General features: G+C 73.2%; 16 protein-coding genes. 6 read left to right on the top strand and 10 right to left on the bottom strand.

Annotated elements, in window-relative coordinates:
- Positions 1 to 125 precede the first annotated feature (125 nt).
- A complete protein-coding gene (locus ACFZBD_RS09545; protein ID WP_391138219.1) occupies positions 126 to 1,493 on the top strand; it encodes a cytochrome P450 in 1,368 nt (455 codons plus the stop codon).
- A gap of 33 nt (positions 1,494 to 1,526) precedes the next feature.
- Here ACFZBD_RS09545 and ACFZBD_RS09540 read toward each other — a convergent pair whose 3' ends face one another.
- The 4 genes from ACFZBD_RS09540 to ACFZBD_RS09525 form a co-directional block, all read right to left on the bottom strand.
- Entirely contained in the window at positions 1,527 to 2,315 is a 789-nt protein-coding gene (locus ACFZBD_RS09540) for a putative protein N(5)-glutamine methyltransferase (protein WP_391138216.1), read from the bottom strand.
- Positions 2,316 to 2,495: 180 nt separating this feature from the next.
- Entirely contained in the window at positions 2,496 to 2,981 is a 486-nt protein-coding gene (locus ACFZBD_RS09535; protein ID WP_391138213.1) for a redoxin domain-containing protein, read from the bottom strand.
- A gap of 76 nt (positions 2,982 to 3,057) precedes the next feature.
- Positions 3,058 to 3,921 (bottom strand): acyl-CoA thioesterase domain-containing protein, encoded by an 864-nt coding sequence (locus ACFZBD_RS09530; protein ID WP_391138210.1) that lies wholly within the window; start codon positions 3,919 to 3,921, stop codon positions 3,058 to 3,060.
- Positions 3,922 to 3,933: 12 nt separating this feature from the next.
- Positions 3,934 to 6,447, bottom strand: coding sequence for a DUF3516 domain-containing protein (locus ACFZBD_RS09525; protein WP_391138207.1), 2,514 nt, complete (start codon positions 6,445 to 6,447; stop codon positions 3,934 to 3,936).
- Between the two features lie 132 nt (positions 6,448 to 6,579).
- On the opposite strand from ACFZBD_RS09525, the gene ACFZBD_RS09520 reads away from it, so the two are divergent.
- Positions 6,580 to 7,383 (top strand): metal-dependent hydrolase, encoded by an 804-nt coding sequence (locus ACFZBD_RS09520; RefSeq protein WP_391138204.1) that lies wholly within the window; start codon positions 6,580 to 6,582, stop codon positions 7,381 to 7,383.
- A 21-nt stretch (positions 7,384 to 7,404) separates the two neighbouring features.
- Here the strand turns inward: ACFZBD_RS09520 and ACFZBD_RS09515 are convergent, their stop codons facing one another.
- The 4 genes from ACFZBD_RS09515 to ACFZBD_RS09500 form a co-directional block, all read right to left on the bottom strand.
- Positions 7,405 to 9,186: an ABC transporter transmembrane domain-containing protein gene (locus ACFZBD_RS09515; protein ID WP_391138201.1), complete on the bottom strand. Its 1,782-nt coding sequence runs from the start codon at positions 9,184 to 9,186 to the stop codon at positions 7,405 to 7,407.
- Positions 9,183 to 11,213 (bottom strand): ABC transporter transmembrane domain-containing protein, encoded by a 2,031-nt coding sequence (locus tag ACFZBD_RS09510; RefSeq protein ID WP_391138196.1) that lies wholly within the window; start codon positions 11,211 to 11,213, stop codon positions 9,183 to 9,185. The genes ACFZBD_RS09515 and ACFZBD_RS09510 overlap by 4 nt, the downstream gene beginning before the upstream one ends.
- Positions 11,214 to 11,442: 229 nt before the next feature.
- A complete protein-coding gene (locus ACFZBD_RS09505; RefSeq protein ID WP_391138193.1) occupies positions 11,443 to 14,382 on the bottom strand; it encodes an FAD-linked oxidase C-terminal domain-containing protein in 2,940 nt (979 codons plus the stop codon).
- A 63-nt stretch (positions 14,383 to 14,445) separates the two neighbouring features.
- Positions 14,446 to 14,979, bottom strand: coding sequence for a MarR family transcriptional regulator (locus tag ACFZBD_RS09500; RefSeq protein ID WP_391138190.1), 534 nt, complete (start codon positions 14,977 to 14,979; stop codon positions 14,446 to 14,448).
- Positions 14,980 to 15,073: 94 nt separating this feature from the next.
- Between ACFZBD_RS09500 and ACFZBD_RS09495 the strand changes: the two genes are divergently transcribed.
- On the top strand, positions 15,074 to 17,023 hold the full coding sequence (locus ACFZBD_RS09495; RefSeq protein ID WP_391138187.1) for an ABC transporter transmembrane domain-containing protein: 1,950 nt from the start codon (positions 15,074 to 15,076) through the stop codon (positions 17,021 to 17,023).
- Between the two features lie 286 nt (positions 17,024 to 17,309).
- Positions 17,310 to 18,173 carry an endolytic transglycosylase MltG gene (mltG, locus tag ACFZBD_RS09490; RefSeq protein ID WP_391138184.1) on the top strand — a complete coding sequence of 288 codons (864 nt, stop codon included), beginning with the start codon at positions 17,310 to 17,312 and terminating at the stop codon, positions 18,171 to 18,173.
- Positions 18,174 to 18,194: 21 nt separating this feature from the next.
- Here mltG and ACFZBD_RS09485 read toward each other — a convergent pair whose 3' ends face one another.
- Positions 18,195 to 19,289, bottom strand: a complete 1,095-nt coding sequence (locus ACFZBD_RS09485) for an NAD(P)-binding domain-containing protein (RefSeq protein ID WP_391138181.1) — start codon at positions 19,287 to 19,289, stop codon at positions 18,195 to 18,197.
- Between the two features lie 118 nt (positions 19,290 to 19,407).
- Between ACFZBD_RS09485 and ACFZBD_RS09480 the strand changes: the two genes are divergently transcribed.
- Entirely contained in the window at positions 19,408 to 19,827 is a 420-nt protein-coding gene (locus tag ACFZBD_RS09480; RefSeq protein ID WP_391138178.1) for a secondary thiamine-phosphate synthase enzyme YjbQ, read from the top strand.
- A gap of 72 nt (positions 19,828 to 19,899) precedes the next feature.
- Here ACFZBD_RS09480 and ACFZBD_RS09475 read toward each other — a convergent pair whose 3' ends face one another.
- Positions 19,900 to 21,723 (bottom strand): protein kinase, encoded by a 1,824-nt coding sequence (locus tag ACFZBD_RS09475; protein WP_391138174.1) that lies wholly within the window; start codon positions 21,721 to 21,723, stop codon positions 19,900 to 19,902.
- Between the two features lie 152 nt (positions 21,724 to 21,875).
- Between ACFZBD_RS09475 and ACFZBD_RS09470 the strand changes: the two genes are divergently transcribed.
- Positions 21,876 to 23,837 carry an acyl-CoA dehydrogenase gene (locus tag ACFZBD_RS09470; RefSeq protein ID WP_391138171.1) on the top strand — a complete coding sequence of 654 codons (1,962 nt, stop codon included), beginning with the start codon at positions 21,876 to 21,878 and terminating at the stop codon, positions 23,835 to 23,837.
- The last annotated feature ends 75 nt before the right edge of the window (positions 23,838 to 23,912 follow it).

Here is a 23,912-nt window from a genome sequence, read left to right as displayed (position 1 = left end):
CGCGCGTCCCGGCCCGGTCCCCGCCAACGGGCCGACCGCGCCGGGCTGTTCGGCCCCTCGCCCGGCAGGCTACGTTGGACGGGAGAACCGCCAGGCCGGGTGACCATTCAGGGGGCAACGCACACATGACGACCACCACCACCGAGGTACCGGGACCGGCGGGGCACCCGCTGCTCGGGTCGATGCTCGACCTCAAGAACGACTCGCTCGGCACCTTCCTGCGCGCCCGGAACGAGCACGGGGACGTCGTCCGCATCACCGCCGGCCCGCCCGGCCTGCGCGGCAGCGTCTACGGCGTCTTCTCCGCCGAGGGCGTCCAGCAGGTCCTGGCCACCGAGTCCGCCAACTTCCGCAAGGACAACCACTTCTACCAGGAGCTGCGCGAGTCCTTCGGCAACGGCCTGCTGACCAGCCAGGACGACGACTACCTCCGTCAGCGCCGGCTCGTCCAGCCGCTCTTCACCCGCCGCCGCGTCGACGGCTACGCCGACGCCGTCGCCGCCGAGGTCACGGCCGTCACCCGCACCTGGGCGAACGCCCCCGACGCCACCGTCGACGTCCTCGACGAGATGACCCGGTTCGCCCTGCGCGCCGTCTCCCGGATCCTCTTCGGCACGGACGTCGACGCCGCCGTGGAGATCGTCGAGCGGGCCTTCCCGGTACTGAACCAGTACGTCTTCCGGCGTGGCTTCTCGCCCGTCAACCTCCCGCGCGACTGGCCCACCCCGGGCAACCGCCGCGCCGCCGCCGCGCACGAGGAGCTGTACGCCGTCTGCGACCGGATCATCGCCGAGCGCCGGGCGGCCGGAACGGCCGACGGCGGCCAGGACCTGCTGACCCTGCTCGCCGAGGCCGAGAGCGCCGAGGACGGCAGCTTCGACGCCTCCGAACTGCGCGAACAGGTCCTGGTCTTCCTGCTCGCCGGTCACGAGACGACAGCCACCTCCCTCGGCTTCGCCCTGCACCTCCTCGCCCTCCACCCCGACGAGCAGAAGCGGTGCCACGAGGAGGTCGACCGCGTCCTGGCGGGACGGACCCCCGGGGCGGCAGACCTCGACGCCCTGCCCTACCTCACCCGGGTGCTCAAAGAGGCCATGCGGCTCTTCCCGGCCGCCCCCGCCGTCGGCCGCCGCGCCGTCGCCGCCACCCGGATCGGCGGCCACACCATCCCGGCCGGCGCCGACGTGATCGTCTCCGCCTGGGTCACCCACCGGCACCCCGACTACTGGCAGGACCCGGAGCGCTTCGACCCCGAGCGGTTCACCCCCGAGGCCGAGGCGGCCCGGCCCCGCTACGCCTGGTTCCCCTTCGGCGGCGGCCCGCGCGCCTGCATCGGCCAGCACTTCTCCATGCTGGAGTCCGTGATCGCCCTCTCGATGATCCTCCAGCAGTACGGCCTGGAAGCGGTCGACACCGAGGTGCCGGTCGCCTCCGGGATCACCCTCCAGGCGGCCGGACAGGCCCGCGTCCGCCTGCGCTCCCGCACCGCGTAGGCCGAGTCCGGGACGCGCACACTGGGCGGGTGCTCAGGACCGGGTGGAGACCAGAACGGTCGCGTAGCGCTCCTCGCACATGACCACCCGCGGCGTCAGGCCGTGCCCGGAGACCGCCGCGACGGCCCGGGCGGCCTGGCGCTCGCTCGTCTCGACCAGCAGGGTCCCGCCCGGCGCCAGCCAGTCGGCGGCCTCGGCCGCCACCCGGCGCAACACCTCCAGGCCGTCCGCGCCGCCGTCGAGCGCCACCAGCGGCTCGTGGTCGCGCGCCTCCGGCGGCAGCAGCCCGACCTCCTCGGTCGGTACGTACGGCACATTGGCGACGAGCACCTCGATCCGCCCGCTCAGGGAGTCCGGCAGCGCGGCGAACAGGTCGCCCTCATGGACGAGGCCGCCGAGCGGTTCGAGGTTGCGCCGCGCGCAGCGCACGGCCGTCGGGTCGATGTCGGAGGCGTACAGTTCCACGCCCTCGACGGCGGAGAGCAGCACCGCGCCGGCCGCGCCGGAGCCGCAGCACAGGTCGACGCAGACGGACCCCGGCCGGGCCAGGCCCACGGCCTGCTCGACCAGGAACTCCGTACGCCGCCGGGGCACGAACACCCCCGGGTCGACGGCGATCCGCAGGCCGGCGAACGCGGCCCAGCCCACGACGTGTTCGAGGGGGAGGCCGGCGGCGCGCCGGCCGACCATCGCGTCGAGTTCACCGGTGCCGCGGGCGGCGGAGAAGAGGAGTTCCGCCTCGTCCTCGGCGAAGACGCAGCCGGCGGCGCGCAGCCGGGAGACGGTGGCGGAACGGAGGGAGGAAGACGGGTCGAGCGGCATGAAACCTTCCGGGAAGCCGAGGGGCCCCCGTGGTCACCCGTGTCGGGCCGACCGTCCGGTCATCGAGGGGGAGCACCCTGCCTGCATGGCGTGAATGGGTCCCACCTCCTCGTTCGTCCGCTACTGGAGTCGCTCACATTACATGATCGATCTCGCCGGACCCGCTTCCTCCGCTCGGCGTCAGGCGGAGAGCTGCGCCTCGATGGCGGCGAGGACCTCCGGGGCGTCCGGCTCGGTGCGCGGACGGAAGCGGGTCACCTGACCGTCGCGGCCGATCAGGAACTTCTCGAAGTTCCACTGCACGTCCCCGGCCTCGCCCTCGGCGTCCGGGACCCGCGTCAGCTCGGTGTAGAGGGCGTGGCGGCCGTCGCCGTTCACGTCCGTCTTCTCCAGCAGCGGGAACGTCACGCCGTACGTCGCCGAGCAGAACGTCCGGATCTCGTCGGCGTCCCCCGGCTCCTGGCCCGCGAACTGGTTGCACGGCACGCCGAGGACTGTGAAGCCGCGCTCGCCGTACTCCTTCTGCAGCCGCTCCAGACCGGCGTACTGCGGCGTCAGACCGCACTTGGAGGCCACGTTCACCACCAGGACCGCCTGGTCGCGGTAGTCGGCGAGCGAGATCGGCTCGCCGGTCAGGGTGCGCAGCGGAATGTCGTACAGGCTCATCAAGGTCTCCTCGTCGAAACAGTGGCTTCCACCGTACCCAGAGCTCCCGGGTACTCCGCGAAACGTCCCGGCTCGCTCAGAGCTTCCGGAAAAGCCCCTCCTGCACCACGGACACCAGCAGCCGTCCCTCGCGGTCGTAGATCCGGCCGCGCGCCAGGCCGCGTCCGCCGGTCGCGATCGGGGATTCCTGGTCGTAGAGGAACCACTCGTCCGCACGGAAGGGCCGGTGGAACCACATCGCGTGGTCCAGCGACGCCATGTCGAACCCCCGTGGGCCCCAGAGCGGCTCCACCGGGATGCGCACCGCGTCCAGCAGCGTCATGTCCGAGGCGTAGGTCAACGCACACGTGTGCACCAGCGGGTCGTCGCCCAACGGGCCCACCGCACGCATCCACACCGCGCTCCGCGGATCCGCGTCCCGGACCTCGTCCTTCGTCCAGCGCAGCCGGTCGACGTAGCGGATGTCGAAGGGCTGGCGGCGCGCCATCCGCTCCAGGGCCTCCGGCAGCTCGCCGAGGTGGTCGCGGATCTCGTCCGCGAGCCTCGGCAGGGTCTCCGGGTCCGTCATGTGCCGCGGCGGAAGCTGGTGCTCGAACCCGGCCTCCTCCGGCAGGTGGAAGGAGGCCGTCAGGTTGAAGATCGTCCGCCCCTGCTGGATCGCCGTCACCCGGCGGGTGGTGAACGAACGGCCGTCCCGCACCCGCTCCACCTGGTAGACGATCGGAACCCCGGGGCGTCCCGGCCGCAGGAAGTACGCGTGCAGCGAATGGACCGGACGGTCGCCCTCCGTGGTCCGGCCGGCCGCCACCAGGGCCTGGCCCGCGACCTGGCCGCCGAAGACCCGCTGCAGGGACTCCTGCGGGCTGCGGCCACGGAAGATGTCGACCTCGATCTGCTCCAGATCGAGCAGATCGACGAGCCTCTCGGCGGGGTTGGTCACGACTGCGCTCCTCTACAGCTGTCCGACGGACGTCACGCGGACGATCGCCCGGCCCTCCTCGTCGGAGGCGGCGAGATCCACCTCCGCGCCGATGCCCCAGTCATGGTCGCCGTTCGGGTCGGCGAACGTCTGCCGGACGCGCCACAGGCCGTGCGCCGCGTCCTCCTCGATCGACAGCAGCTTCGGCCCGCGCGCGTCCGGACCCGTACCGAGATCGTCGTACTCGTCCCAGTACGCGTCCATCGCCTCGCCCCAGGCGTCCGCGTCCCAGCCCGCGTCCCCGTCCAGCTCTCCCAGCGCGTCCACGTTGTCCAGCGCCGCCAGCTCCACCCGACGGAACATCGCGTTGCGCACCAGGACCCGGAAGGCCCGGGCGTTCGCCGTGACCGGCTTGACCTGGTCGGCCTTCTCCTGGGCCTCCTCGGCCGTCTCGACCTCCGGATTGGCCAGCTGCTCCCACTCGTCGAGCAGCGAGGAGTCGACCTGGCGCACCATCTCGCCCAGCCACTCGATCAGATCGGTGAGGTCCTCGGTCTTCAGATCGTCCGGGATGGTGTGGTCCAGCGCCTTGTACGCGCTCGCGAGATAGCGCAGCACGATGCCCTCGGTCCGCGCCAGCTCGTACCAGGAGGTGAACTCCGTGAAGGTCAGCGCCCGTTCGTACATGTCACGGACGACGGACTTCGGCGAGACCGGGTGGTCGCCCACCCACGGGTGGGACTTGCGGTAGACGTCGTACGCGTGCCAGAGCAGCTCGCCCAGCGGCTTGGGGTACGAGATGTCCTGGAGCCGCTCCATCCGCTCCTCGTACTCGACGCCGTCCGCCTTCATCTGCCCGACCGCCTCGCCGCGCGCCTTGTTCTGCATGGCGGCGAGGATCTGGCGCGGATCGTCGAGGGTCGACTCGACCACCGACACCATGTCCAGGGCGTACGACGGGGACTCCCGGTCGAGCAGGTCGAACGCTGCCAGCGCGAACGTCGACAGCGGCTGGTTGAGCGCGAAGTCCTGCTGCAGGTCGACCGTGAGCCGGATCGTGCGCCCCTCGGCGTCCGGGGTGTCCAGCTGCTCCACCACACCGCCGTCGAGCAGCGAGCGGTAGATCGCGATGGCCCGGCGGATGTGCCGCAGCTGCGCCTTGCGCGGCTCGTGGTTGTCCTCCAGGAGCTTGCGCATCGCCTCGAACGCGTTCCCCGGCCGGGCGATCACCGACAGCAGCATGATGTTCGTGACCTTGAACCGGGAGGTCAGCGGCTCCGGCTCGGCGGCGATCAGCTTCTCGAAGGTGGTGTCGCTCCAGGCGACGAAGCCCTCCGGGGCCTTCTTGCGCACCACCTTGCGGCGCTTCTTCGGGTCGTCGCCCGCCTTGGCGAGCGCCTTCTCGTTCTCGATGACGTGCTCCGGGGCCTGCGCGACCACGAGACCGGCGGTGTCGAAGCCGGCCCGGCCGGCCCGCCCCGCGATCTGGTGGAACTCCCGCGCCCGCAGCGTCCGCACCCGGTTGCCGTCGTACTTCGTCAGCGCCGTGAACAGCACCGTCCGGATGGGGACGTTGACCCCGACGCCCAGCGTGTCCGTACCGCAGATCACCTTCAGCAGACCCGCCTGCGCCAGCTTCTCGACGAGCCGGCGGTACTTCGGCAGCATGCCGGCGTGGTGGACGCCGATGCCGTGCCGCACGAACCGCGACAGGTTCTGGCCGAACTTGGTGGTGAAGCGGAAAGAGCCGATCAGCTCGGCGATCTTGTCCTTCTCGTCGCGCGAGCACATGTTGATGCTCATCAGCGACTGCGCCCGCTCCACGGCCTGCGCCTGCGTGAAGTGCACGATGTAGACCGGAGCCTGCTTGGTCTCCAGGAGCTCGGTCAGGGTGTCCGTGATGGGCGTGAGCCGGTACTCGTACGAGAGGGGCACCGGCCGGGTCGCCGAGCGGACGACCGAGGTCGGGCGGCCGGTGCGCCGCGTCAGGTCCTTCTCGAACATCGAGACGTCACCGAGCGTCGCCGACATGAGGACGAACTGCGCCTGGGGGAGTTCCAGGATCGGGATCTGCCAGGCCCAGCCCCGGTCCTGCTCGGCGTAGAAATGGAACTCGTCCATCACGACCTGGCCGATGTCGGCGTGCTTCCCGTCCCGCAGCGCGATGGACGCCAGCACCTCGGCCGTACAGCAGATGACCGGCGCGTCGGCGTTCACGGACGCGTCACCGGTCAGCATGCCGACGTTCTCGGTGCCGAAGAGCTTGCACAGGTCGAAGAACTTCTCCGACACCAGCGCCTTGATCGGCGCGGTGTAGAAGGTCACCTGGTCGTTGGCGAGCGCCGTGAAGTGCGCACCCGCCGCCACCAGCGACTTTCCCGAGCCGGTGGGCGTGGAGAGCACCACGTTGGCGCCGGAGACCACCTCGATCAGCGCCTCCTCCTGGGCCGGGTAGAGCGTGATGCCCCGGCCCTCCGCCCATGAGGAGAAAGCCTCGAAGAGGGCGTCGGGGTCGGCGTTCGGCGGCAGCTGATCGATAAGGGTCACGCCTCCATCTTGCCTGGGATCCGCCCGGATGAGGGAACCGGCCGCCCAGGGCAAGATCACGGACGATACGCTGGCCCGTCGACCGGCCGTCAACTCGGCGCCGGCGCAGGTGGAACGGGGCGGGAAACGAGCATGATGGGACCGGCGCACTCGCTGTCCGGAGCGGCGGCCTGGCTGGGCGTCGGAGCGGCGGCGGCCGCCGCGGACCGCCCGATGCCGTGGCCGGTGCTCGTCGTCGGAGCGCTCATCTGCGCGGGCGCGGCCCTCGCACCCGACCTCGACCACAAGTCCGCCACCATCTCGCGCGCCTTCGGCCCGATCTCCCGGGGCCTCTGCGGGGTCGTCGACAAGCTCTCGTACGCCGTCTACAAAGCCACGCGCTCCGCCGCCGACCCCCGCAGGTCCGGAGGGCACCGCACGCTCACCCACACCTGGCTCTGGGCGGTCCTCATCGGCGTCGGCGCCTCGGCGACGGCGGTCACCGGCGGTCGCTGGGCCGTCCTCGCGCTCCTCTTCGTCCACCTCGTCCTGGCGGTGGAGGGCCTGCTCTGGCGGGCCGCCCGCATGTCCAGCGACGTCCTCGTCTGGCTGCTGGGCGCCACCAGCGCCTGGATCCTCGCGGGCGTCCTCGACCAGCCGGGCAACGGCTCCGACTGGCTCTTCACCGCTCCCGGCCAGGAGTACATGTGGCTGGGCCTGCCGATCGTCCTCGGCGCCCTCGTCCACGACATCGGCGACGCCCTGACCGTCTCCGGCTGCCCGATCCTGTGGCCGGTGCCGGTGGGACGCAAGCGGTGGTACCCGGTCGGCCCGCCGAAGTTCATGCGCTTCCGGGCCGGCAGCTGGGTGGAGCTGAAGGTCCTCATGCCCGCCTTCATGGTCCTCGGCGGCGTGGGCGGGGCATCGGCACTCGGCTTCCTCCCCGCCCTGCCGTAGACGCCGTGCCCCCGCGTCCGGTCAGCCGTGCCAGGACCTCCACAGGGCCGCGTACGCGCCGTCCGCCGCCACCAGGTCCGGGTGACTGCCCAGTTCGGTGATCCGGCCCTCCTCGACCACCGCGATCACGTCCGCGTCATGGGCGGTGTGGAGGCGGTGGGCGATCGCGATGACCGTGCGGCCCTCCAGCACGCGGGCCAGCGAGCGCTCCAGATGGCGGGCCGCGCGCGGATCCAGGAGGGAGGTCGCCTCGTCCAGGACCAGCGTGTGCGGGTCCGCCAGGACCAGGCGGGCCAGGGCGACCTGCTGGGCCTGCGCCGGGGTCAGCGCGAACCCGCCCGAGCCGACCTCGGTCTCCAGGCCCTCGTCGAGTCCCCGCGCCCAGTCGTCCGCGTCCACCGCCCCGAGCGCCGCCCACAGCTCGGCGTCCTCGGCGCCCGTCCTGGCCAGCAGCAGATTGTCCCGGAGCGAACCCACGAAGACGTGGTGCTCCTGGTTGACCAGGGCCACGTGCTCCCGGATCCGCTCGGCGGGCATCCGCGCCAGCTCCGCCGCCCCGAGGGTGACCGAGCCGGAGCGCGGTCCGTAGATCCCCGCGAGCAGCCTGCCGAGCGTCGACTTGCCCGCGCCGGACGGCCCGACGAGCGCCAGCCGGGTGCCCGGCGGGACGTCCATCGACACCCGGTGCAGGACGTCGACCCCTTCGCGGTAACCGAAGTGGACCTCGTCCGCCCGGACCGTGCGCCCCTCCGGCCGTACCGACGCGTCGCCCGCGTCCGGCTCGATGTCCCGGACGCCGACCAGCCGCGCCAGCGACACCTGGGCCACCTGCAGCTCGTCGTACCAGCGCAGCACGATCCCGATCGGCTCCACCAGCATCTGGGCGAGCAGCGCGCCGGTCGTCAGCTGTCCCACGTCGATCCAGCCCCGCAGCGCGAACACCCCGCCCAGCAGCAGCACGGACGCCAGGACGGTCGTGTGCGTGACGTTGACGACCGGGAAGAGGACCGAGCGGAGGAAGAGGGTGTACCGCTCCCACGCCGTCCACTCGGCGACCCGCCGGTCGGAGAGCGCGATCCGGCGGGCGCCGAGCCGGTGCGCCTCGACGGTGCGGCCCGCGTCGACGGTCTCGGCGAGCGCGGCCGCGACGGCGGCGTAACCGGCGGCCTCCGAACGGTAGGCCGACGGCGCCCGCCGGAAGTACCAGCGACAGCCCACCACGAGCAGCGGCGCGGCGATCAGGACCGCGAGCGCCAGCGGCGGCGCGGTCACGGCGAGGCCGCCGATCAGCAGCCCGGCCCAGACCACGCCGATGGCGAGCTGGGGCACCGCCTCGCGCATGGCGTTGGCCAGCCGGTCGATGTCGGTGGTGATGCGGGAGAGCAGGTCGCCGGTCCCGGCCCGCTCCAGGACGCCGGGCGGCAGGCCCACCGACCGTACGAGGAAGTCCTCGCGCAGGCCGGCCAGCATCTCCTCGCCGAGCATCGCGCCCCGGAGGCGTACCAGCCGTACGAAGAAGGTCTGGAGGAGCAGCGCGGCCGCGAAGAGGGCGATCGTGCGCCCGAGGTGCAGCTCGCGCGCGCCGTCGGCCAGCCGCTCGACCAGCGAGCCCAGGAGGTACGGACCGGCCATGGAGGCGATCACCGCTGCCGCGTTGACGCCGACGAGCAGGGCGAAGGCCCCGCGGTGGCGGCTCAGCAGGTCGCGGACGTAGGCGCGGACGGTCGCCGTGCCGCCCACGGGGAGCGTCGTCGCCGACTGCGGGGCCGCCGGGTCGTACGCCGGTGGCGCGATGCCGATCATGCCGACTCTCCTTCCAGCTCGTCGAGGGTGTCGAGGCTCCGCAACTCGCGGAGACCGTCGACCCGGTCCGGTCGGTGCGGCGAGCCCGGGCCGCCCGGCTCCGCGCCGGGGGCCGGGACGAGGGCCGGTTCGTCCCCGGTCTCGCGGGTGACGACGGCGCGGTACCTCGGCTCCTCGCGCAGGAGCCGGCGATGCGTCCCCACGGCCACCACCTCGTTCTCGTCGAGGAGGACGACCCGGTCCGCCAGGTCGAGCAGCAGCGGCGAGGAGGCCAGGACCACGGTCGTGGCGCCGTCCCGCAGCCGCCGGACACCGGCCGCCACCCGGGCCTCGGTGTGCGAGTCGACCGCCGAGGTCGGCTCGTCCAGGACCAGCACCGCAGGGTCGGTGACCAGCGAGCGGGCCAGCGCGAGGCGCTGGCGCTGACCGCCGGACAGGGACCGGCCGCGCTCGGTGATCCGGGTCCTCATCGGGTCGCCGTCGCTGTCGACGGACGCCTGCGCGAGCGCGTCGAGCACGTCCCCGCACTGGGCGGCGGCCAGGGCGTCCGCCGCCGGGACCTTGCCCGATGAGGGGACGTCCAGCAGCTCGTGGAGGGTGCCGGAGAGCAGGACCGGGTCCTTGTCCTGGACGAGGACGGCGGTCCGGGCGGCGTCGAGCGTCAGCTCGTCCAGCGGCACGCCGTCCAGGAGCACGGAGGCGTGCCCCTCGCCCGGGTCCGTGGGGTGCCCGCCGAGCCGGTCCGCGAGCCGGCCGGCCGCGTCCGGGTCGCCGCAGACGACCGCCGTGAAGAGGCCGGCCGGGGCGAGCAGCCCGGTGACCGGGTCGTACAGCTCCCCGGCCGCCTCGGCCCGCGCGCCGGGCACCCGTTCGCGCACGTCGCCTCGCGGGCCCCGGGGGTGGGCTTCCGGCGCCCGTACCTCGTCCTCCGCGCCGCGCACCTCCGGGTCCCGCACGTCGCCGGCCGCGCCCTCCTGAGGGCGTGATCCCGCCTCCGCCCGCCGCGCTCCGTCCTCCGTGCCGGGCGTCGCCGCGCGCGACAGCGACAGCACCCGCGCGGCCCGCTTCGCCGACGGCCGGGAGAAGGAGAACGCCATCGCGATCTCTTCGAAATGGCGCAACGGATGGTGCGTCAGCGCCACCGCGCCGTAGACGGTGACCAGCTCGCCGACGGCGATGCGGCCGTCGAGCGCCAGCCGCGCCCCGTACGCCACCACGGCGATGAGCAGGACCCCCGGCAGCAGGACCTGGATCGCCGCGATGAGCGCCCACATCCGGGCGCTGCGCACGGCGGCCCGGCGGACCTCCTGGGAGGCCGCGCGGTAGCGGCCGAGGAAGAGCTCCTCGCCGCCGATGCCGCGCAGCACCCGCAGCCCGGCGACCGTGTCGGAGGCGAGTTCGGTGGCCTTGCCCGCCTTCTCGCGCTGTTCGTCGGCGCGTCGGGTGGCGCGGGGGAGCAGCGGGAGCGCGGCCAGGGCGAGGACGGGCACGCCGACCGCGACCAGGACGCCGAGCGCGGGCTGGTAGACCACCAGTGCCACGCAGACGGCCACCAGGGTGAGGGCCGCCGCGGCGAACCGGGAGAGCGCCTCGACGAACCAGCCGATCTTCTCGACGTCCGCCGTGGAGACGGCCACCACCTCGCCCGCGGCGACCCGCCGGGTCAGGACGGAGCCCAGCTCGGCGGTCTTGCGGGCGAGCAGCTGCTGGACGCGGGCGGCCGCGGTGATCCAGTTGGTGACGGCGGTGCGGTGCACCATCATGTCGCCGACCGCGATCGCCGCGCCGAGCCCGGCGAGCACCCCGCCCGCGACCGCCAGCCGTCCGCCGTCGCGGTCCACGACGGCCTGCACGGCGAGGCCGACGGCGAGCGGCAGCCCGGCGATGCCGAACTGGAGCAGGATCCCCCACAGCAGGGACCTGACCTGTCCGCCGAGCTGGTTGCGGCCGAGCCAGAGGAGGAACCGGGTTCCCGAGCGGACATCGGGGATCCCTGGGTCGGCGTACGGGAGTTCACGAATCTGCATGGCGTTCCAGGGTCTTCCGGGCCGGGCGGGTGGCCGGTCGTGCGAGCCGTGCAAGGTAAGCGCCCGCGACCCCCGGGCGGCAATCGAATTTCCGGCGTACGCACCCAGAACCCGCCATGATCGAACGAGGCGCCTGGACGCCCCGCGCGTCACTCGCGTGCCATGAGTCCCCAGGATCACGGGCATGCTCAGCGGTCCGGCGCCGGCCGCGGGCGGTCGCGGAGGCCCGTCAGGGGCGGGTCGCGCGCTCCAGGGCCAGCACCGCCGACTCGTACGCCCGCCCGGTCGACCGCTCCATGCCGATCTCGCACATCCGGTTCGCCGACAGGTGCGCGTCGAAGGCGCGGGCCGTCACCTCCGCCGCCTCGCGCGCGGTGGCGGCCGCGGTCAGCTCCGGGTGGAGCATCCCGCGGTCTCCGGCGAAGGCGCAGCAGCCTGCGTCGTCCGGGACGACGACCTCGTCCGCGCAGGCCCGGGCGACGGTGGTCAGCAGCCCCTCGTGGCCCAGATGCCCCATGGAGCACGTCGGATGGACCACCGCCGAGCCGACCCGGCGCCGGACCTCCAGGCGCGGAAGCAGCTCGTCCGCCGCCCACTCCAGCGAGTCCAGCACGGTCAGCTCCGCGTGCAACTCGCGGTTCCGCGCGGTGAGGTGCGGCACCACGTCGCGCGCGAGCCCGAGCGTGCAGGAGGAGGCGTCGACGATCAGCGGCAGCCGCCCGCCCGCCGTCCACCCCCAGGCCGCCTCCACGATCCGGTCGGCCATGACCGCGTTGCCGCGGGCGTACCCCTTGGAGTGCCAGATCGTGGCGCAGCACGTCCCGGCCACGTCGTCCGGGATCCACACCGGCATCCCGGCCCGGGCCGAGAGGGCGACCATCGCCTCGGGCAGCGACGGCCCGCCCCGGGCCGTGCCCTCGGGTCCGCCGAAGATCCGGTTGACGCAGGCCGGGTAGTAGACGGCGACCGCCGAGGGCCGGTCCGTGCGGGGCAGCCGGCGGGCCGCCGCACCGGGGATGCCGGGCAGCCACTCCGGTACGAGATCGGGCCGCACCGCCTTGCGCACGAGACCGGTCACCGAGCCCAGGAGCCGGTCGTCCAGTCGCTCCGCGGCGGCGAGGGCGAGCCGGGCCGAGGCCTCCACGGCGCCGAAGCCGCGGGCGGCGAGCGCGGCGATCCGCTCCTCCCGCGGGGAGTGCCGGACGTGCCGGAACTCCCGCATCAGCGCCCCGGTGTCGATCCCGACCGGACACGCGAGCCCGCAGGTCGAGTCACCGGCGCAGGTGTCCACGGCGTCGTAGCCGTACGTGGCGAGGAGCCCGGCCTCGACCGGGGAACCGTCGGCCTGCCGCATCATCTCCCGGCGCAGCACGATCCGTTGGCGGGGAGTGGTCGTCAGGTCGGCGCTGGGGCAGGTCGGTTCGCAGAAGCCGCACTCGATGCACGGGTCGACGACCGCCTCGACCTTCGGGATCGTCTTCAGATTGCGCAGGTGCGCCTGCGGGTCGCGGTCGAGGATCACCCGGGGGGCGAGCAGCCCGTCCGGGTCGACGAGCTCCTTGATCCGCCACATCAGCTCGGTAGCCTTCGGCCCCCACTCCAGCTCCAGGAACGGCGCCAGGTTGCGGCCGGTGGCGTGCTCGGCCTTGAGCGAGCCGTCGAACCGCTCCACGGTCAGCTTGCAGAACGCGTCCATGAACGTCGCGTACCGCTCGATGTCGGTGGGGTCGGCGGCGTCGAAGGCGAGGAGGAAGTGGAGGTTGCCGTGGAGGGCGTGGCCCGCGACGGCCGCGTCGAAGCCGTGCCGCGCCTGGAGGTCGAGGAGTTCGGCGCAGGCCTCGGCGAGACGGGCCGGCGGCACCGCGAAGTCCTCGGTGATCAGCGTCGTACCGGAGGGGCGCGAGCCGCCCACGGCGGTGACGAACGCCTTCCGCGCCTTCCAGTACCCGGCGATGGTCTTCGGGTCGCGGGTGAAGGCGTTGCCCGTGGCGGCGACGGAGGCGACGGGAGCGACGAGGTCGAGATCCGCCACGAGCCGGGCCGCCTCCGCTTCGTGCCCGTCCAGGGCGGCCGGGTCCGGGGCGCGGAACTCCACCAGCAGCGCCGCCGTCTCCGGGGGCAGTTCCGCCCAGTCGGCCGGGACCCCGGCGACGCTCACCGAGGCGCGCAGCGTGTTGCCGTCCATCAGCTCGACGGCGACCGCCCCGGCCTCGCCGAAGCGGGGCACGGCGGCGGCCGCCGCCGGCAGCGAGGGGAAGAACAGCAGGCCGGTGGAGACCGCGCGGTCCAGCGGCACGGTGTCGAAGACGACCTCGGAGAGGAAGCCGAGGGTGCCCTGCGAGCCGACCATCAGGCCGCGCAGGATCCGCACCGGGGTGGAGCCGTCGAGGAAGGCGTCCAGGCGGTACCCGTGGGTGTTCTTCAGCGCGTACTTGGCGCGGATACGGGCCGTCAGCTCCGCGTCGGCCTCGATCTCGGCCTTGAGCGCCAGCAGCCCCGCGCACAGGCGCGGCTCGGCGCGGGCCAGTTCCTCGTCGGCGGCCGGGTCGGCGGTGTCGACGACGGTGCCGCTCGGCAGGACGACGGTGAGGGAGGAGACCGTCCGGTAGGAGTTCCGGGTCGTGCCGGCCGTCATGCCCGAGGCGTTGTTGGCGACGACCCCGCCGATGGTGCAGGCGACGGCGCTGGCCGGGTCGGGGCCGAGGACCCGGCCGTACCGCGCGAGGGCGGCGTTGGCCCGCAGCACGGTGGTGCCGGGCCGGATCCGGGCCCGGGCGCCGTCGTCCAGGACCTCGACGCCCGCCCAGTGCCTGCGCACGTCGACCAGGATGTCCTCGCCCTGTGCCTGGCCGTTGAGGCTGGTCCCGGCCGCCCGGAAGACCACCTCGCGGCCCTTGCCGTGGGCGTACGACAGGATCGCGGAGATGTCGTCGACGGTCTCGGGGACCAGCACGACCTGGGGCACGAAGCGGTAGGGGCTGGCGTCGGAGGCGTACCGCACCAGGTCGGAGATGGTCGAGAGCACCTTCTCGGGGCCGATGAGCGCGGACAGCTCCTCCCGCAGCCCGCGCGGGGTGCCGCGGGCCTGCAGGTCGGGGACCCGGTCGGGGGCCGGCCCGCGCTTCCGCCCGGGACGCAGGGCCTGCGGCTTCGGCTCCAGCAGTGGCATGGCACGGCTCCCCTCGGCGGGACGCCCGGGGCTGTCCCCGCCGCGGGCCGCGGCCGGACGCGGTCAGCAGTGGCGCTCCGGCACACGGTCGACCAGGGCGGACAGCAGACCTCCGAGCACCTCGCGCTGATCGACGGTCAATGGAGCCAGGATGTCCTCTGCGGCGCCCCGACGCGCGCTGCGCAACGCCCGCAGCGTCGCGCGGCCCGTGTCCGTCAGCTCGATGCGGATCACCCGGCGGTTGCTCGGGTCGGCGACGCGGCGGACCCGGCCGGCGGCCTCCAGGGCGTCGACCAGGCTGGTCACGGCGCGGGGGACGACCTCCAGGCGCTCGGCGAGGTCGGCCATCCGGGGCGGGCGGTCGTAATGCGCGACGGTCCGCAGCAGGCGAGACTGCGCGGGAGTGATGCCGACCGGCTCCAGGTGCGTCTTCTGGATGCGGTGGAGCCGGCGGGTCAGCCGCAGCAGCTGCTCGGCGAGAAGCCCGTCCGCGTCCGGCGGGCGCGGGGCCGCCTCCGGCAGAGGTGCGACCGCCTCCGGCAGGGGTGCGTCCGGCGTACGCGCGTCGGGCGAACTCGTGGCGTCGGGGGTGCTCATGCCGGGAACATTATCAGGACCTGGTTCATTGTGAGTATAGGTAACGATGAGCTACGCTCTGATCGTCAGCGTCGTCACACCCGCGTAGGAGCCCATGCACCCCCACGACCAGTCCGACTGGACACCCCCCGCGCGCGACCCCGCGCAGCCGAAGGAGCCCGCTCAGGTGCGGCGCATCCTCCGGCTCTTCCGGCCGTACCGCGGCCGCCTCGCCGTCGTCGGCGTGCTCGTCGGCGCCTCGTCGCTCGTCTCGGTCGCCTCGCCGTTCCTCCTCAGGGAGATCCTCGACACGGCCATCCCGCAGGGCCGCACCGGGCTGCTCAGCCTGCTCGCCCTCGGCATGATCGCCACCGCCGTGATGAACAGCATCTTCGGCGTCCTCCAGACCCTGATCTCCACCACCGTCGGCCAGCGCGTCATGCACGACCTGCGCACCGCGGTCTACGCCCAGCTGCAGCGGATGCCGCTCGCCTTCTTCACCCGCACCCGCACCGGCGAGGTCCAGTCCCGGATCGCCAACGACATCGGCGGCATGCAGGCGACGGTCACCTCGACCGCCACCTCCCTCGTCTCCAACCTCACCGCCGTCGTCGCCACGATCGTCGCCATGCTCGCGCTCGACTGGCGGCTCACCGTCGTCTCGCTGCTCCTGCTGCCGGTCTTCGTCTGGATCAGCCGCCGCGTCGGCCGGGAGCGCAAGAAAATCACCACCCAGCGCCAGAAGCAGATGGCCTCCATGGCCGCCACCGTCACCGAGTCGCTCTCCGTCAGCGGCATCCTGCTCGGCCGGACCATGGGCCGCGCCGACTCGCTCACCGCGTCCTTCGCCCGGGAGTCCGAGCGTCTCGTCGACCTCGAAGTGCGCTCCTCCATGGCCGGACGCTGGCGGATGTCCACCATCGGCATCGTGATGGCGGCCATGCCCGCGCTGATCTACTGGTCCGCCGGCCTCGCCCTCCAGTCCGGCGGCCCCGCCATATCCCTGGGCACGCTGGTCGCCTTCGTCTCGCTCCAGCAGGGCCTCTTCCGGCCGGCCGTGAGCCTGCTCTCCACCGGCGTGCAGATGCAGACCTCCCTCGCCCTCTTCCAGCGGATCTTCGAGTATCTCGACCTCCCCGTCGACATCACCGAATCCCCGGACCCCGTGCGGCTGGAGAAGATCGCCGGCGAGGTGAGCTTCGAGAAGGTCGTCTTCCGCTACGACCCCGAGGCGCCCGGCCGCCCCACCCTGGACGACGTCGCCATCACCGTCCCGGCCGGCGGCAGCCTCGCCGTCGTCGGCCCCACCGGCTCCGGCAAGTCCACGCTCAGCTATCTCGTGCCCCGGCTGTACGACGTGACCGACGGCCGGGTCCTGATCGACGGCGTCGACGTGCGCGACCTGGACTTCGACACCCTCGCCCGGGCCGTCGGCGTCGTCTCCCAGGAGACGTACCTCTTCCACGCCTCCGTCGCCGACAACCTGCGCTTCGCCAAACCGGACGCCACCGACGAGGAGATCGAGGCCGCCGCCCGCGCCGCGCAGATCCACGACCACATCGCCTCGCTCCCGGACGGGTACGACACCCTCGTCGGCGAACGCGGATACCGCTTCTCCGGCGGGGAGAAGCAGCGCCTGGCCATCGCCCGCACCATCCTGCGCGACCCGCCGGTGCTCATCCTCGACGAGGCGACGAGCGCGCTGGACACCCGTACGGAACACGCCGTACAGCAGGCCATCGACGCGCTCTCCGCCGGACGCACCACCCTCACCATCGCCCACCGGCTCTCCACCGTCCGCGACGCGGACCAGATCGTGGTCCTCGAGGACGGCCGGATCGCCGAGCGCGGCACGCACGACGACCTGCTGGCACGGGACGGTCGGTATGCCGCGCTGGTCCGCCGGGACGCCCAGACGCGCCCGCCCGGCTCGCCCCCGGACGCCCCCGACACACCGGGCCCGTCCGCCGGGCAGGGCTCCTCCCCGGGGCCGGCCTCCTCCACCGGCCCGGGCCCGGGCGGCGAACACACGAACGTGGGATCGGTTGTTCCCCAGAACGTGTGATCGTCCCGCTTTTCGTTGCCCGACTCCCCTGTGACGCGTGAGGATGACGGTGCGCGATCAACGGGCTGCAGACCGTGAGCGCGCAGTCCCACACCAGAACACGCACGAGGAGAAGCACCCCCATGAACGTCATCACCAACCTGCTCGCCGGCGTCGTCCACTTCCTGGGCTGGCTCGTCTGACGATCGCAGTGCCACGGCGCCGCCGGTACCCCGTCCCAGGGACCGGCGGCGCCGCCGCGTGCGCGCTCCCCGGTTTCGCCGCGGCGCCGGGTTAGCGTGCGGCCATGACGCACCGGCACTGGCCGCCCGACCACCGCCGTCGCCCCCGGCTCACCCGGCGCGGCCGCATCGTCCTGCTCCTCGGCGCCGCCCTCGTCGTGGCCACGGCCATCACCGTCCCGCTGCTCCTCCCGCGTGACACGCCCCCGCCCGCCCCGGTCGAGAAGGAGCGGACGCTGCTGATCCCGGAGGGCTGGCGGGCGACCCAGGTCTACGCCGCCGTCGACAGGTCGCTCGCCCTCGCCCCGGGCACCACCGGCCGGATCGCCGCCACCCGCGCGGCCGGGATGAGACTGCCCGCCGCCGCCGGAGGAAACCCCGAGGGCTACCTCTTCCCCGCGACCTATCCGGTGGTGTCCGCGACCACCCCCGAAGGACTGCTGCGCTACATGGTCGCCACGGCGGCCAAGAGGTTCGGCACCGAGGACATCAACGCCGGGGCGCAGCGCAACGGCGTCACCGTGCACCAGACCGTCATCATCGCGAGCATCGTGCAGGCCGAGGCCGACACCACCGAGGACATGGGGAAGGTCGCCCGGGTCGTCTACAACCGCCTCGCGCGCGGCATGTCCCTCCAGATGGACTCGACCCTCAACTACGCCCTCGGCCGTTCCACGGTGGACACCACCCACGCGGACACCAAGATCGACAATCCGTACAACACCTACGCACGTCAGGGGCTGCCCCCCACGCCGATCGGGAACCCCGGAGAGCAGGCGATGAGCGCGGCGATCGCGCCGACCGAGGGGGAGTGGCTCTACTTCGTGACGGTGAAGCCCGGGGACACCCGCTTCACGGGCGACTACGCCGCCCACGAGGCGAACGTGGCGGAGTTCAACGCCCACCGGCGGGCGGCGACGGCGGGCTGAGCCGGTGGGGCCGGACGGCTCTCACCGCCCCGCCGCCACCCCCGCCGGTTCCCGGTCGAGCAGACGGCGGATCGCGGTCACCGCCGAGCGGCCGGCCCGGTTGGCGCCGATGGTCGAGGCCGACGGCCCGTACCCCACCAGATGGACGCGCTCGTCCCGCACCGCGCGCGTGCCCTCCAGCCGGATCCCGCCGCCCGGCTCGCGCAGCCTGAGCGGCGCCAGATGGTCGATCGCGGCGCGGAAGCCCGTCGCCCAGAGGATCACGTCCGCGTCGACGGTCCGGCCGTCGTCCCAGGCGACACCGGTCGGCGTGACGCGGTCGAACATCGGCAGGCGGTCCAGGACGCCCCGCTCCCGGGCGCTCCTGATCGCGTCGTTGAGCGGAAGCCCGGTGACCGAGACGACGCTCCGCGGCGGCAGGCCGCGGCGGACCCGCTCCTCCACCAGGGCGACGGCCGCGCGTCCCTCCACCTCGCCGAAGGGGCCCTCGCGATAGACCGGCTCGCGCCGGGTCACCCAGGTGGTCTCCGCCGCGACGTCCGCGATCTCCATCAGGTGCTGGGTCCCCGAGGCTCCGCCGCCGACCACGACCACCCGCTGCCCGGCGAACGCCTCGGGGCCGGGGTAGCCGGCGGTGTGCAGCTGGCGGCCGCGGAAGGTCTCCTGCCCGGGATAGCGGGGCCAGAAGGGGCGGTCCCAGGTCCCGGTGGCGTTGATCAGCGCCCGGGCGGCGTACGTCCCCTCCGAGGTCTCGACGCGCAGCCGGTCCCCCTCGCCGTCCCGGACCGCGCGGACCCCGACGGGACGGTGGACGCGCAGATCGAAGCGCTCCTCGTACGCGGTGAAGTACGCGCCGATGACCTCGGAGGAGGGCCGACTGCCATCGGCGCCGGTCAGCTCCATCCCGGGCAGCGCGTGCATCCCGTGGACCTTGCCGTAGGTCAGCGAGGGCCAGCGGAACTGCCACGCGCCCCCGGGCCGCGGAGCGTGGTCGAGCACGACGAAGTCCCGGTCCGGCTCCATGCCGGTCCGCCGCAGGTGGTACGCGGCCGACAGGCCGGCCTGCCCGGCTCCGACGACCACCACGTCCACGTCCCGTACCCCGAAATCGTTCACGATTCCACCAACCGTGGGGCGGGCCGGGATCTTCCCCGCGCCGGACATCGATCCCCGCCCGGCCGGGTACCCGCAGCGCACCCGCGCGCTCACCCGGCACCCACGGCAGGATGACCCCATGTCCACTTTCACCACCCGCGTCCTCAGCCTCACCACGGGCGACACCGAGACGGTCACCGACCTGACCTCCGCCTGCGCCGACTTCCTCGCGGAGTCGGCGGAGGGCCGCGACGGCCTGCTCAACCTCTTCGTCCCCCACGCCACCGCCGGCGTGGCGATCCTCGAGACCGGGGCGGGCAGCGACAAGGACCTGCTGGCGGCGCTCCACCACATCCTCCCGGCCGACGACCGCTGGCAGCACCGCCACGGCTCCCCGGGCCACGGCCGCGACCACGTCCTGCCCGCGCTCGTCCCCCCGCACGCCACCCTCCCGGTGGTCGACGGCCGCCTGACGCTGGGCACCTGGCAGTCGGTGTGCCTCGTCGACACGAACAAGGACAACCCCGAGCGCCAGGTGCGGCTGAGCTTCCTCGGATAGCCCCGCGGGCGGTGACGCTCCGGCCGGCCGCCGGCCGCGACGAACCGGTCGCCCAGGGCGAGAGCGCGGGGGTCAGTCGCTCTTCGGCTCTTCGGCGTTGCGCCAGATCCGCAGGTCGACGGTGACGTACGAACCGGGCTCGTCCTTCCCCGACTTGCCGCGGTAGGTGGCCACCGCGATATGGCCCGCGTCGCTGTGCACGCAGATCTCCGACCCGCTGCTGAGCTGGTCGAGGGCGATCGTCTTGGTGTAGCGCGTCTCGGCGCGGCAGGTCTCCAGGGAGCCCTTCTGCGCGTTGTTCAGCAGGACGAGCTTGCCGTTCGCGGTGCCGATCTTCGCCTCGTCCAGGAAGTTCACGACGCTGAAGTAGAGGTCCGCGTTGCCGTAGGCCAGGTCCTCGCCCTCGACCGGGCGCGGCGGGCTGTCGGCGAGCATGAGTTCGTAACCCGCCGTCAGGTCGATGCCCGGGTACGAGACCGGCTTCGGGTCGGCCTTCGGCTTGCCCCCGTCGGAGGCTCCACCGGCGCTCGCACCGCTCCCGCCCCGACCGCTCGAGGAGCTGGTTCCGCTCCCCTTGTGCTTGGCGCCCCCGTCCGGGAGCAGGGAGCCGATGACTCCCAGGACGACGATCGCGCCCACCACCGACGCGGCCACGATCAGACCGGTCCGCTTCGGCTTCGGACGCGGCGGGAACCCCCAGGGGGCGTGGGCGCCGTGGGCGCCGGGGGGCGGCGTGTGGAAGCCCGGAGCGGGCGTGGCGTGCGACGGGTAGCCGGGGGCCGGGGTGGGGTGGCCCGGCCCGGGGTACATCGGCCGCCCGGGCGGCGGCACGGGCCCCGGCGCCCCCGGCGCGCTCTGCGTCGGCGCGGCAGGCGTCGAGAACGAGGTCGGCGCGTACGGGTTCACCGCGCCCGGCGCCGGATTCGGCGAGGAGACCTCGGTCGGCGTCGGTGCGACGGCGGGCCGCGGCGGCGGGGTCTTCGCCGGTTCGGGCAGGCGCAGCCGCTCGGTGATCGATCCGGAGACCTTCTGCGGCAGCCAGTCCTCGCCCTGGCGCAGCGCGACGGGGGACAGTTCGTGGCACAGCTCGATGACCTCGGCCGGGCTGGGCCTGGCGGCCGGGTCGCGGCTGAGGCAGCGGGTCACCAGCGGCAGCAGCTCCGCCGGCAGCCCGCTGAGGTCGGGGTCCTCGTGGACGATCCGGTAGAGCACCGCGTGCGAGGAGCCCTCGCCGTAGGCGGGGGAGCCGATCGCCGCGAACGCCGCGATCTGCCCCAGGGCGAAGACGTCGGTGGCGGGGGTGACCGTACCGGCCGACGCCTGTTCCGGCGCCATGAACGCCGGGGTGCCCACGCTGACGCCGGCCCCGGTCAGCGAGGTGGCGTCGGCCGCGCGGGCGATGCCGAAGTCGATCACGCGGGGACCGTCGGAGGCCAGGAGCACGTTGGCGGGCTTCAGATCACGGTGGACGATGCCCGCGCCATGGATCACGTGGAGCGCCTCGGCGACCCCCACGGCCAGCAACAGCACGCTGCGCAGCGGCAGTCCACCGTGCTGGGCCACGGCGTGCGCGAGCGAGGGTCCCGGTACGTAGGCGGTGGCGAGCCAGGGCCGGTCGCCTTCGGTGTCGAAGTCGATGACCGGCGCCGTGTACAGGCCCTGCACCCGCTGCGCGGCCTGGACCTCCTGCGTGAACCGCCGCCGGAACTCGGGGTCCTCGCTGAACTCGGACCGGATCACCTTGAGCGCGATCGGCCGGCCCCCCGGCGTGTAGGAGAGATAGACCTTGCCCATGCCTCCCGTGCCGAGCACGGCCGCCAGGCGATATCCGCCCACGACGGCCGGATCGCCCTCCTGGAGCGGCCTGAAGAGATCGGTGGAAGGCGTGCTGCTCATGATGAATCATCCCCTGTGTGCGGCGGTCCGGGCCCCGTCGACGCCGTGAAGCCAAGGGGGAGCGTACCGATATTCGTGCGCCGTCGAGAGACCGCCCGGGCGCCCCGGCGGGGCAGCTGCTTGATCGTCCCCGGGTGGGGTACCGAGGTGGCATGGCTACCGACACATCCCCCGCCGCGAGCGGTTACGTCCAGCCCGAGGTCGACGTCCGGGCGTTGACCGAGGTGCTCGACGGTGAGTACGCCGGCATCCGCGACCTCGTCCGGACCAATCTGACGACGTACGCCTCCGTGCTCGAGGAGGCCGACGAACTCGGCGTCGACGCCTTTCGCGAGCGGGTGCGCGAGCTCGTGGTCGCCATGGCCGCGACGGGCCAGACCGGCATGGGCTTCCCGAGCGCGTACGGCGGCGGTGGCGATGTGGGGGCCTCGATCGCCGCGTTCGAGACACTGGCCTTCGGCGACCTGTCGGTGCTGGTGAAGGTCGGCGTGCAGTTCGGGCTCTTCGGCGGCGCCATCCTCCATCTGGGCACCGAGCGCCACCACGAAGCCTATCTGCCGGACCTGATCACCGGACGGCTCATGGGCTGCTTCGCGATGACCGAGACCGGCCACGGCTCCAACGTCCAGGCGATCGGCACCGTCGCGCGGTACGACGCCCCCCGCCGGGAGTTCGTCATCACCACCCAGGGCGAGCAGGCCCGCAAGGACTACATCGGCAACGCCGCCCGCCACGGCGAACTGGCCGTCGTCTTCGCCCAGCTGGAGGTGGGCGGAAAGTCCGAGGGCGTCCACGCCTTCGTCGTCCCCATCCGCGTCGGCGGCGAGCCGGCGCCCGGCGTCCACATCGAGGACGACGGCCGCAAGATGGGCCTCAACGGCGTGGACAACGGCCGGATCCGGTTCGACGAGGTACGGGTGCCGCGCGAGGCGCTCCTCAACCGGTTCGCCGACGTCACCCCCGAGGGCGTCTACGAGAGCCCGATCGACAACCCCGACCGGCGCTTCTTCACCATGCTCGGCACGCTGGTGCAGGGCCGGGTCTGCGTCGGCGGCGCCGGGGTCAACGTCGCCAAGGTGGCCCTGACGATCGCCACCAAGTACGCCGTACGGCGCCGCCAGTTCGAGGCGACGTCCGGCGCGCGGGAACAACTGCTCCTCGACTACGGCCTGCACCAGCGTCGGCTGCTGCCGCTCCTCGCCCGGACGTACGCGCTCCACTTCGCCCAGGACGTCGTGCGCACCCGCCTGCACGAGGTCTTCTCCGGCATCGAGGACGACCCGCAGGCCCGGCGGGAGCTGGAGTCACGGGCCGCCGGCACCAAGGCCCTCGGCACCTGGCACGCCACCCGGGTCGTCCAGGAGTGCCGCGAGGCCTGCGGCGGCGCCGGGTACCTCGCCGTCAACCGCTTCGCCGCGCTCAAGGCCGACAGCGACATCTTCACCACCTTCGAGGGCGACAACCACGTCCTGCTGCAACTGGTGGCCAAGGGCCTCCTCACCCATTACGCGAGCGAGTTCGAGGACCTGGACCAGCTCGGCACGGTCCGGTACGTCACCAACCTCGCCGTGGAGACGGTCATCGAGAAGACCTCGGTCCACAAGCTGCTGGAGCGGGTCCGCGACCTGCTGCCCGGCGGTGACGAGTGGGACCGGGAGGCCGGTCTGCTCGACTCGGAGTACCAGCTCGCCATGCTCCGCTACCGCGAGGAGCACATGCTCGCCGGCGTGGCCCGGCGGCTCAAGGGCGGGATCGACCAAAAGCGCGACCCGGGCGTCGTCTTCTCGCAGGTCCAGGACCATGTCATCGCGCTCGCCCACGCCCATGTCGAGCGGCTGGTCCTGGAGGCGTTCGTCGAGAAGACGCGCGCCCTGCCGGAGGGCGGCAACAAGGTCGCGCTGGGCCTGCTGTGCGATCTGTTCGCCCTGTCGACGATCGAGGCGGACCGGGCGTGGTTCATGGAGCACGGCCGGCTGACGGTCCAGCGTTCCAAGGCGATCAGCCGCGAGGTCAACGACCTCTGCCGCAAGGTCAGGCCCCTCGCGGTCGACCTGGTCGACGCCTGGGGCATCCCGTCGGAGATGCTGCGCGCGCCCGACCTCGTGGGCGCATGAGAAAGGCCGTGGCCGGTCGTCGCCCCCCACCGCACCGGGCGGGGGACGGCGACCGGCCACGGCGGGACCGGGCGG

This window comes from Streptomyces sp. NPDC008121, from assembly GCF_042957155.1.
Classification (GTDB): domain Bacteria; phylum Actinomycetota; class Actinomycetes; order Streptomycetales; family Streptomycetaceae; genus Streptomyces.
Note: the sequence above shows the minus strand (reverse complement) of the source record. Positions and strands in the feature narration are given on the sequence as shown.

What these genes read in the sequence shown, in the direction of transcription:
- ACFZBD_RS09540 (WP_391138216.1), bottom strand. Translation starts at nt 2,315, where the DNA reads ATGCCGCTCGACCCGTCTTCCTCCCTCCGTTCCGCCACCGTCTCCCGG.
- ACFZBD_RS09500 (WP_391138190.1), bottom strand. Translation starts at nt 14,979, where the DNA reads ATGAGCACCCCCGACGCCACGAGTTCGCCCGACGCGCGTACGCCGGAC.
- ACFZBD_RS09505 (WP_391138193.1), bottom strand. Translation starts at nt 14,382, where the DNA reads ATGCCACTGCTGGAGCCGAAGCCGCAGGCCCTGCGTCCCGGGCGGAAG.
- mltG (WP_391138184.1), top strand. Translation starts at nt 17,310, where the DNA reads ATGACGCACCGGCACTGGCCGCCCGACCACCGCCGTCGCCCCCGGCTC.
- ACFZBD_RS09480 (WP_391138178.1), top strand. Translation starts at nt 19,408, where the DNA reads ATGTCCACTTTCACCACCCGCGTCCTCAGCCTCACCACGGGCGACACC.
- ACFZBD_RS09515 (WP_391138201.1), bottom strand. Translation starts at nt 9,186, where the DNA reads ATGATCGGCATCGCGCCACCGGCGTACGACCCGGCGGCCCCGCAGTCG.
- ACFZBD_RS09520 (WP_391138204.1), top strand. Translation starts at nt 6,580, where the DNA reads ATGATGGGACCGGCGCACTCGCTGTCCGGAGCGGCGGCCTGGCTGGGC.
- ACFZBD_RS09545 (WP_391138219.1), top strand. Translation starts at nt 126, where the DNA reads ATGACGACCACCACCACCGAGGTACCGGGACCGGCGGGGCACCCGCTG.
- ACFZBD_RS09470 (WP_391138171.1), top strand. Translation starts at nt 21,876, where the DNA reads ATGGCTACCGACACATCCCCCGCCGCGAGCGGTTACGTCCAGCCCGAG.
- ACFZBD_RS09475 (WP_391138174.1), bottom strand. Translation starts at nt 21,723, where the DNA reads ATGAGCAGCACGCCTTCCACCGATCTCTTCAGGCCGCTCCAGGAGGGC.
- ACFZBD_RS09510 (WP_391138196.1), bottom strand. Translation starts at nt 11,213, where the DNA reads ATGCAGATTCGTGAACTCCCGTACGCCGACCCAGGGATCCCCGATGTC.
- ACFZBD_RS09495 (WP_391138187.1), top strand. Translation starts at nt 15,074, where the DNA reads ATGCACCCCCACGACCAGTCCGACTGGACACCCCCCGCGCGCGACCCC.
- ACFZBD_RS09535 (WP_391138213.1), bottom strand. Translation starts at nt 2,981, where the DNA reads ATGAGCCTGTACGACATTCCGCTGCGCACCCTGACCGGCGAGCCGATC.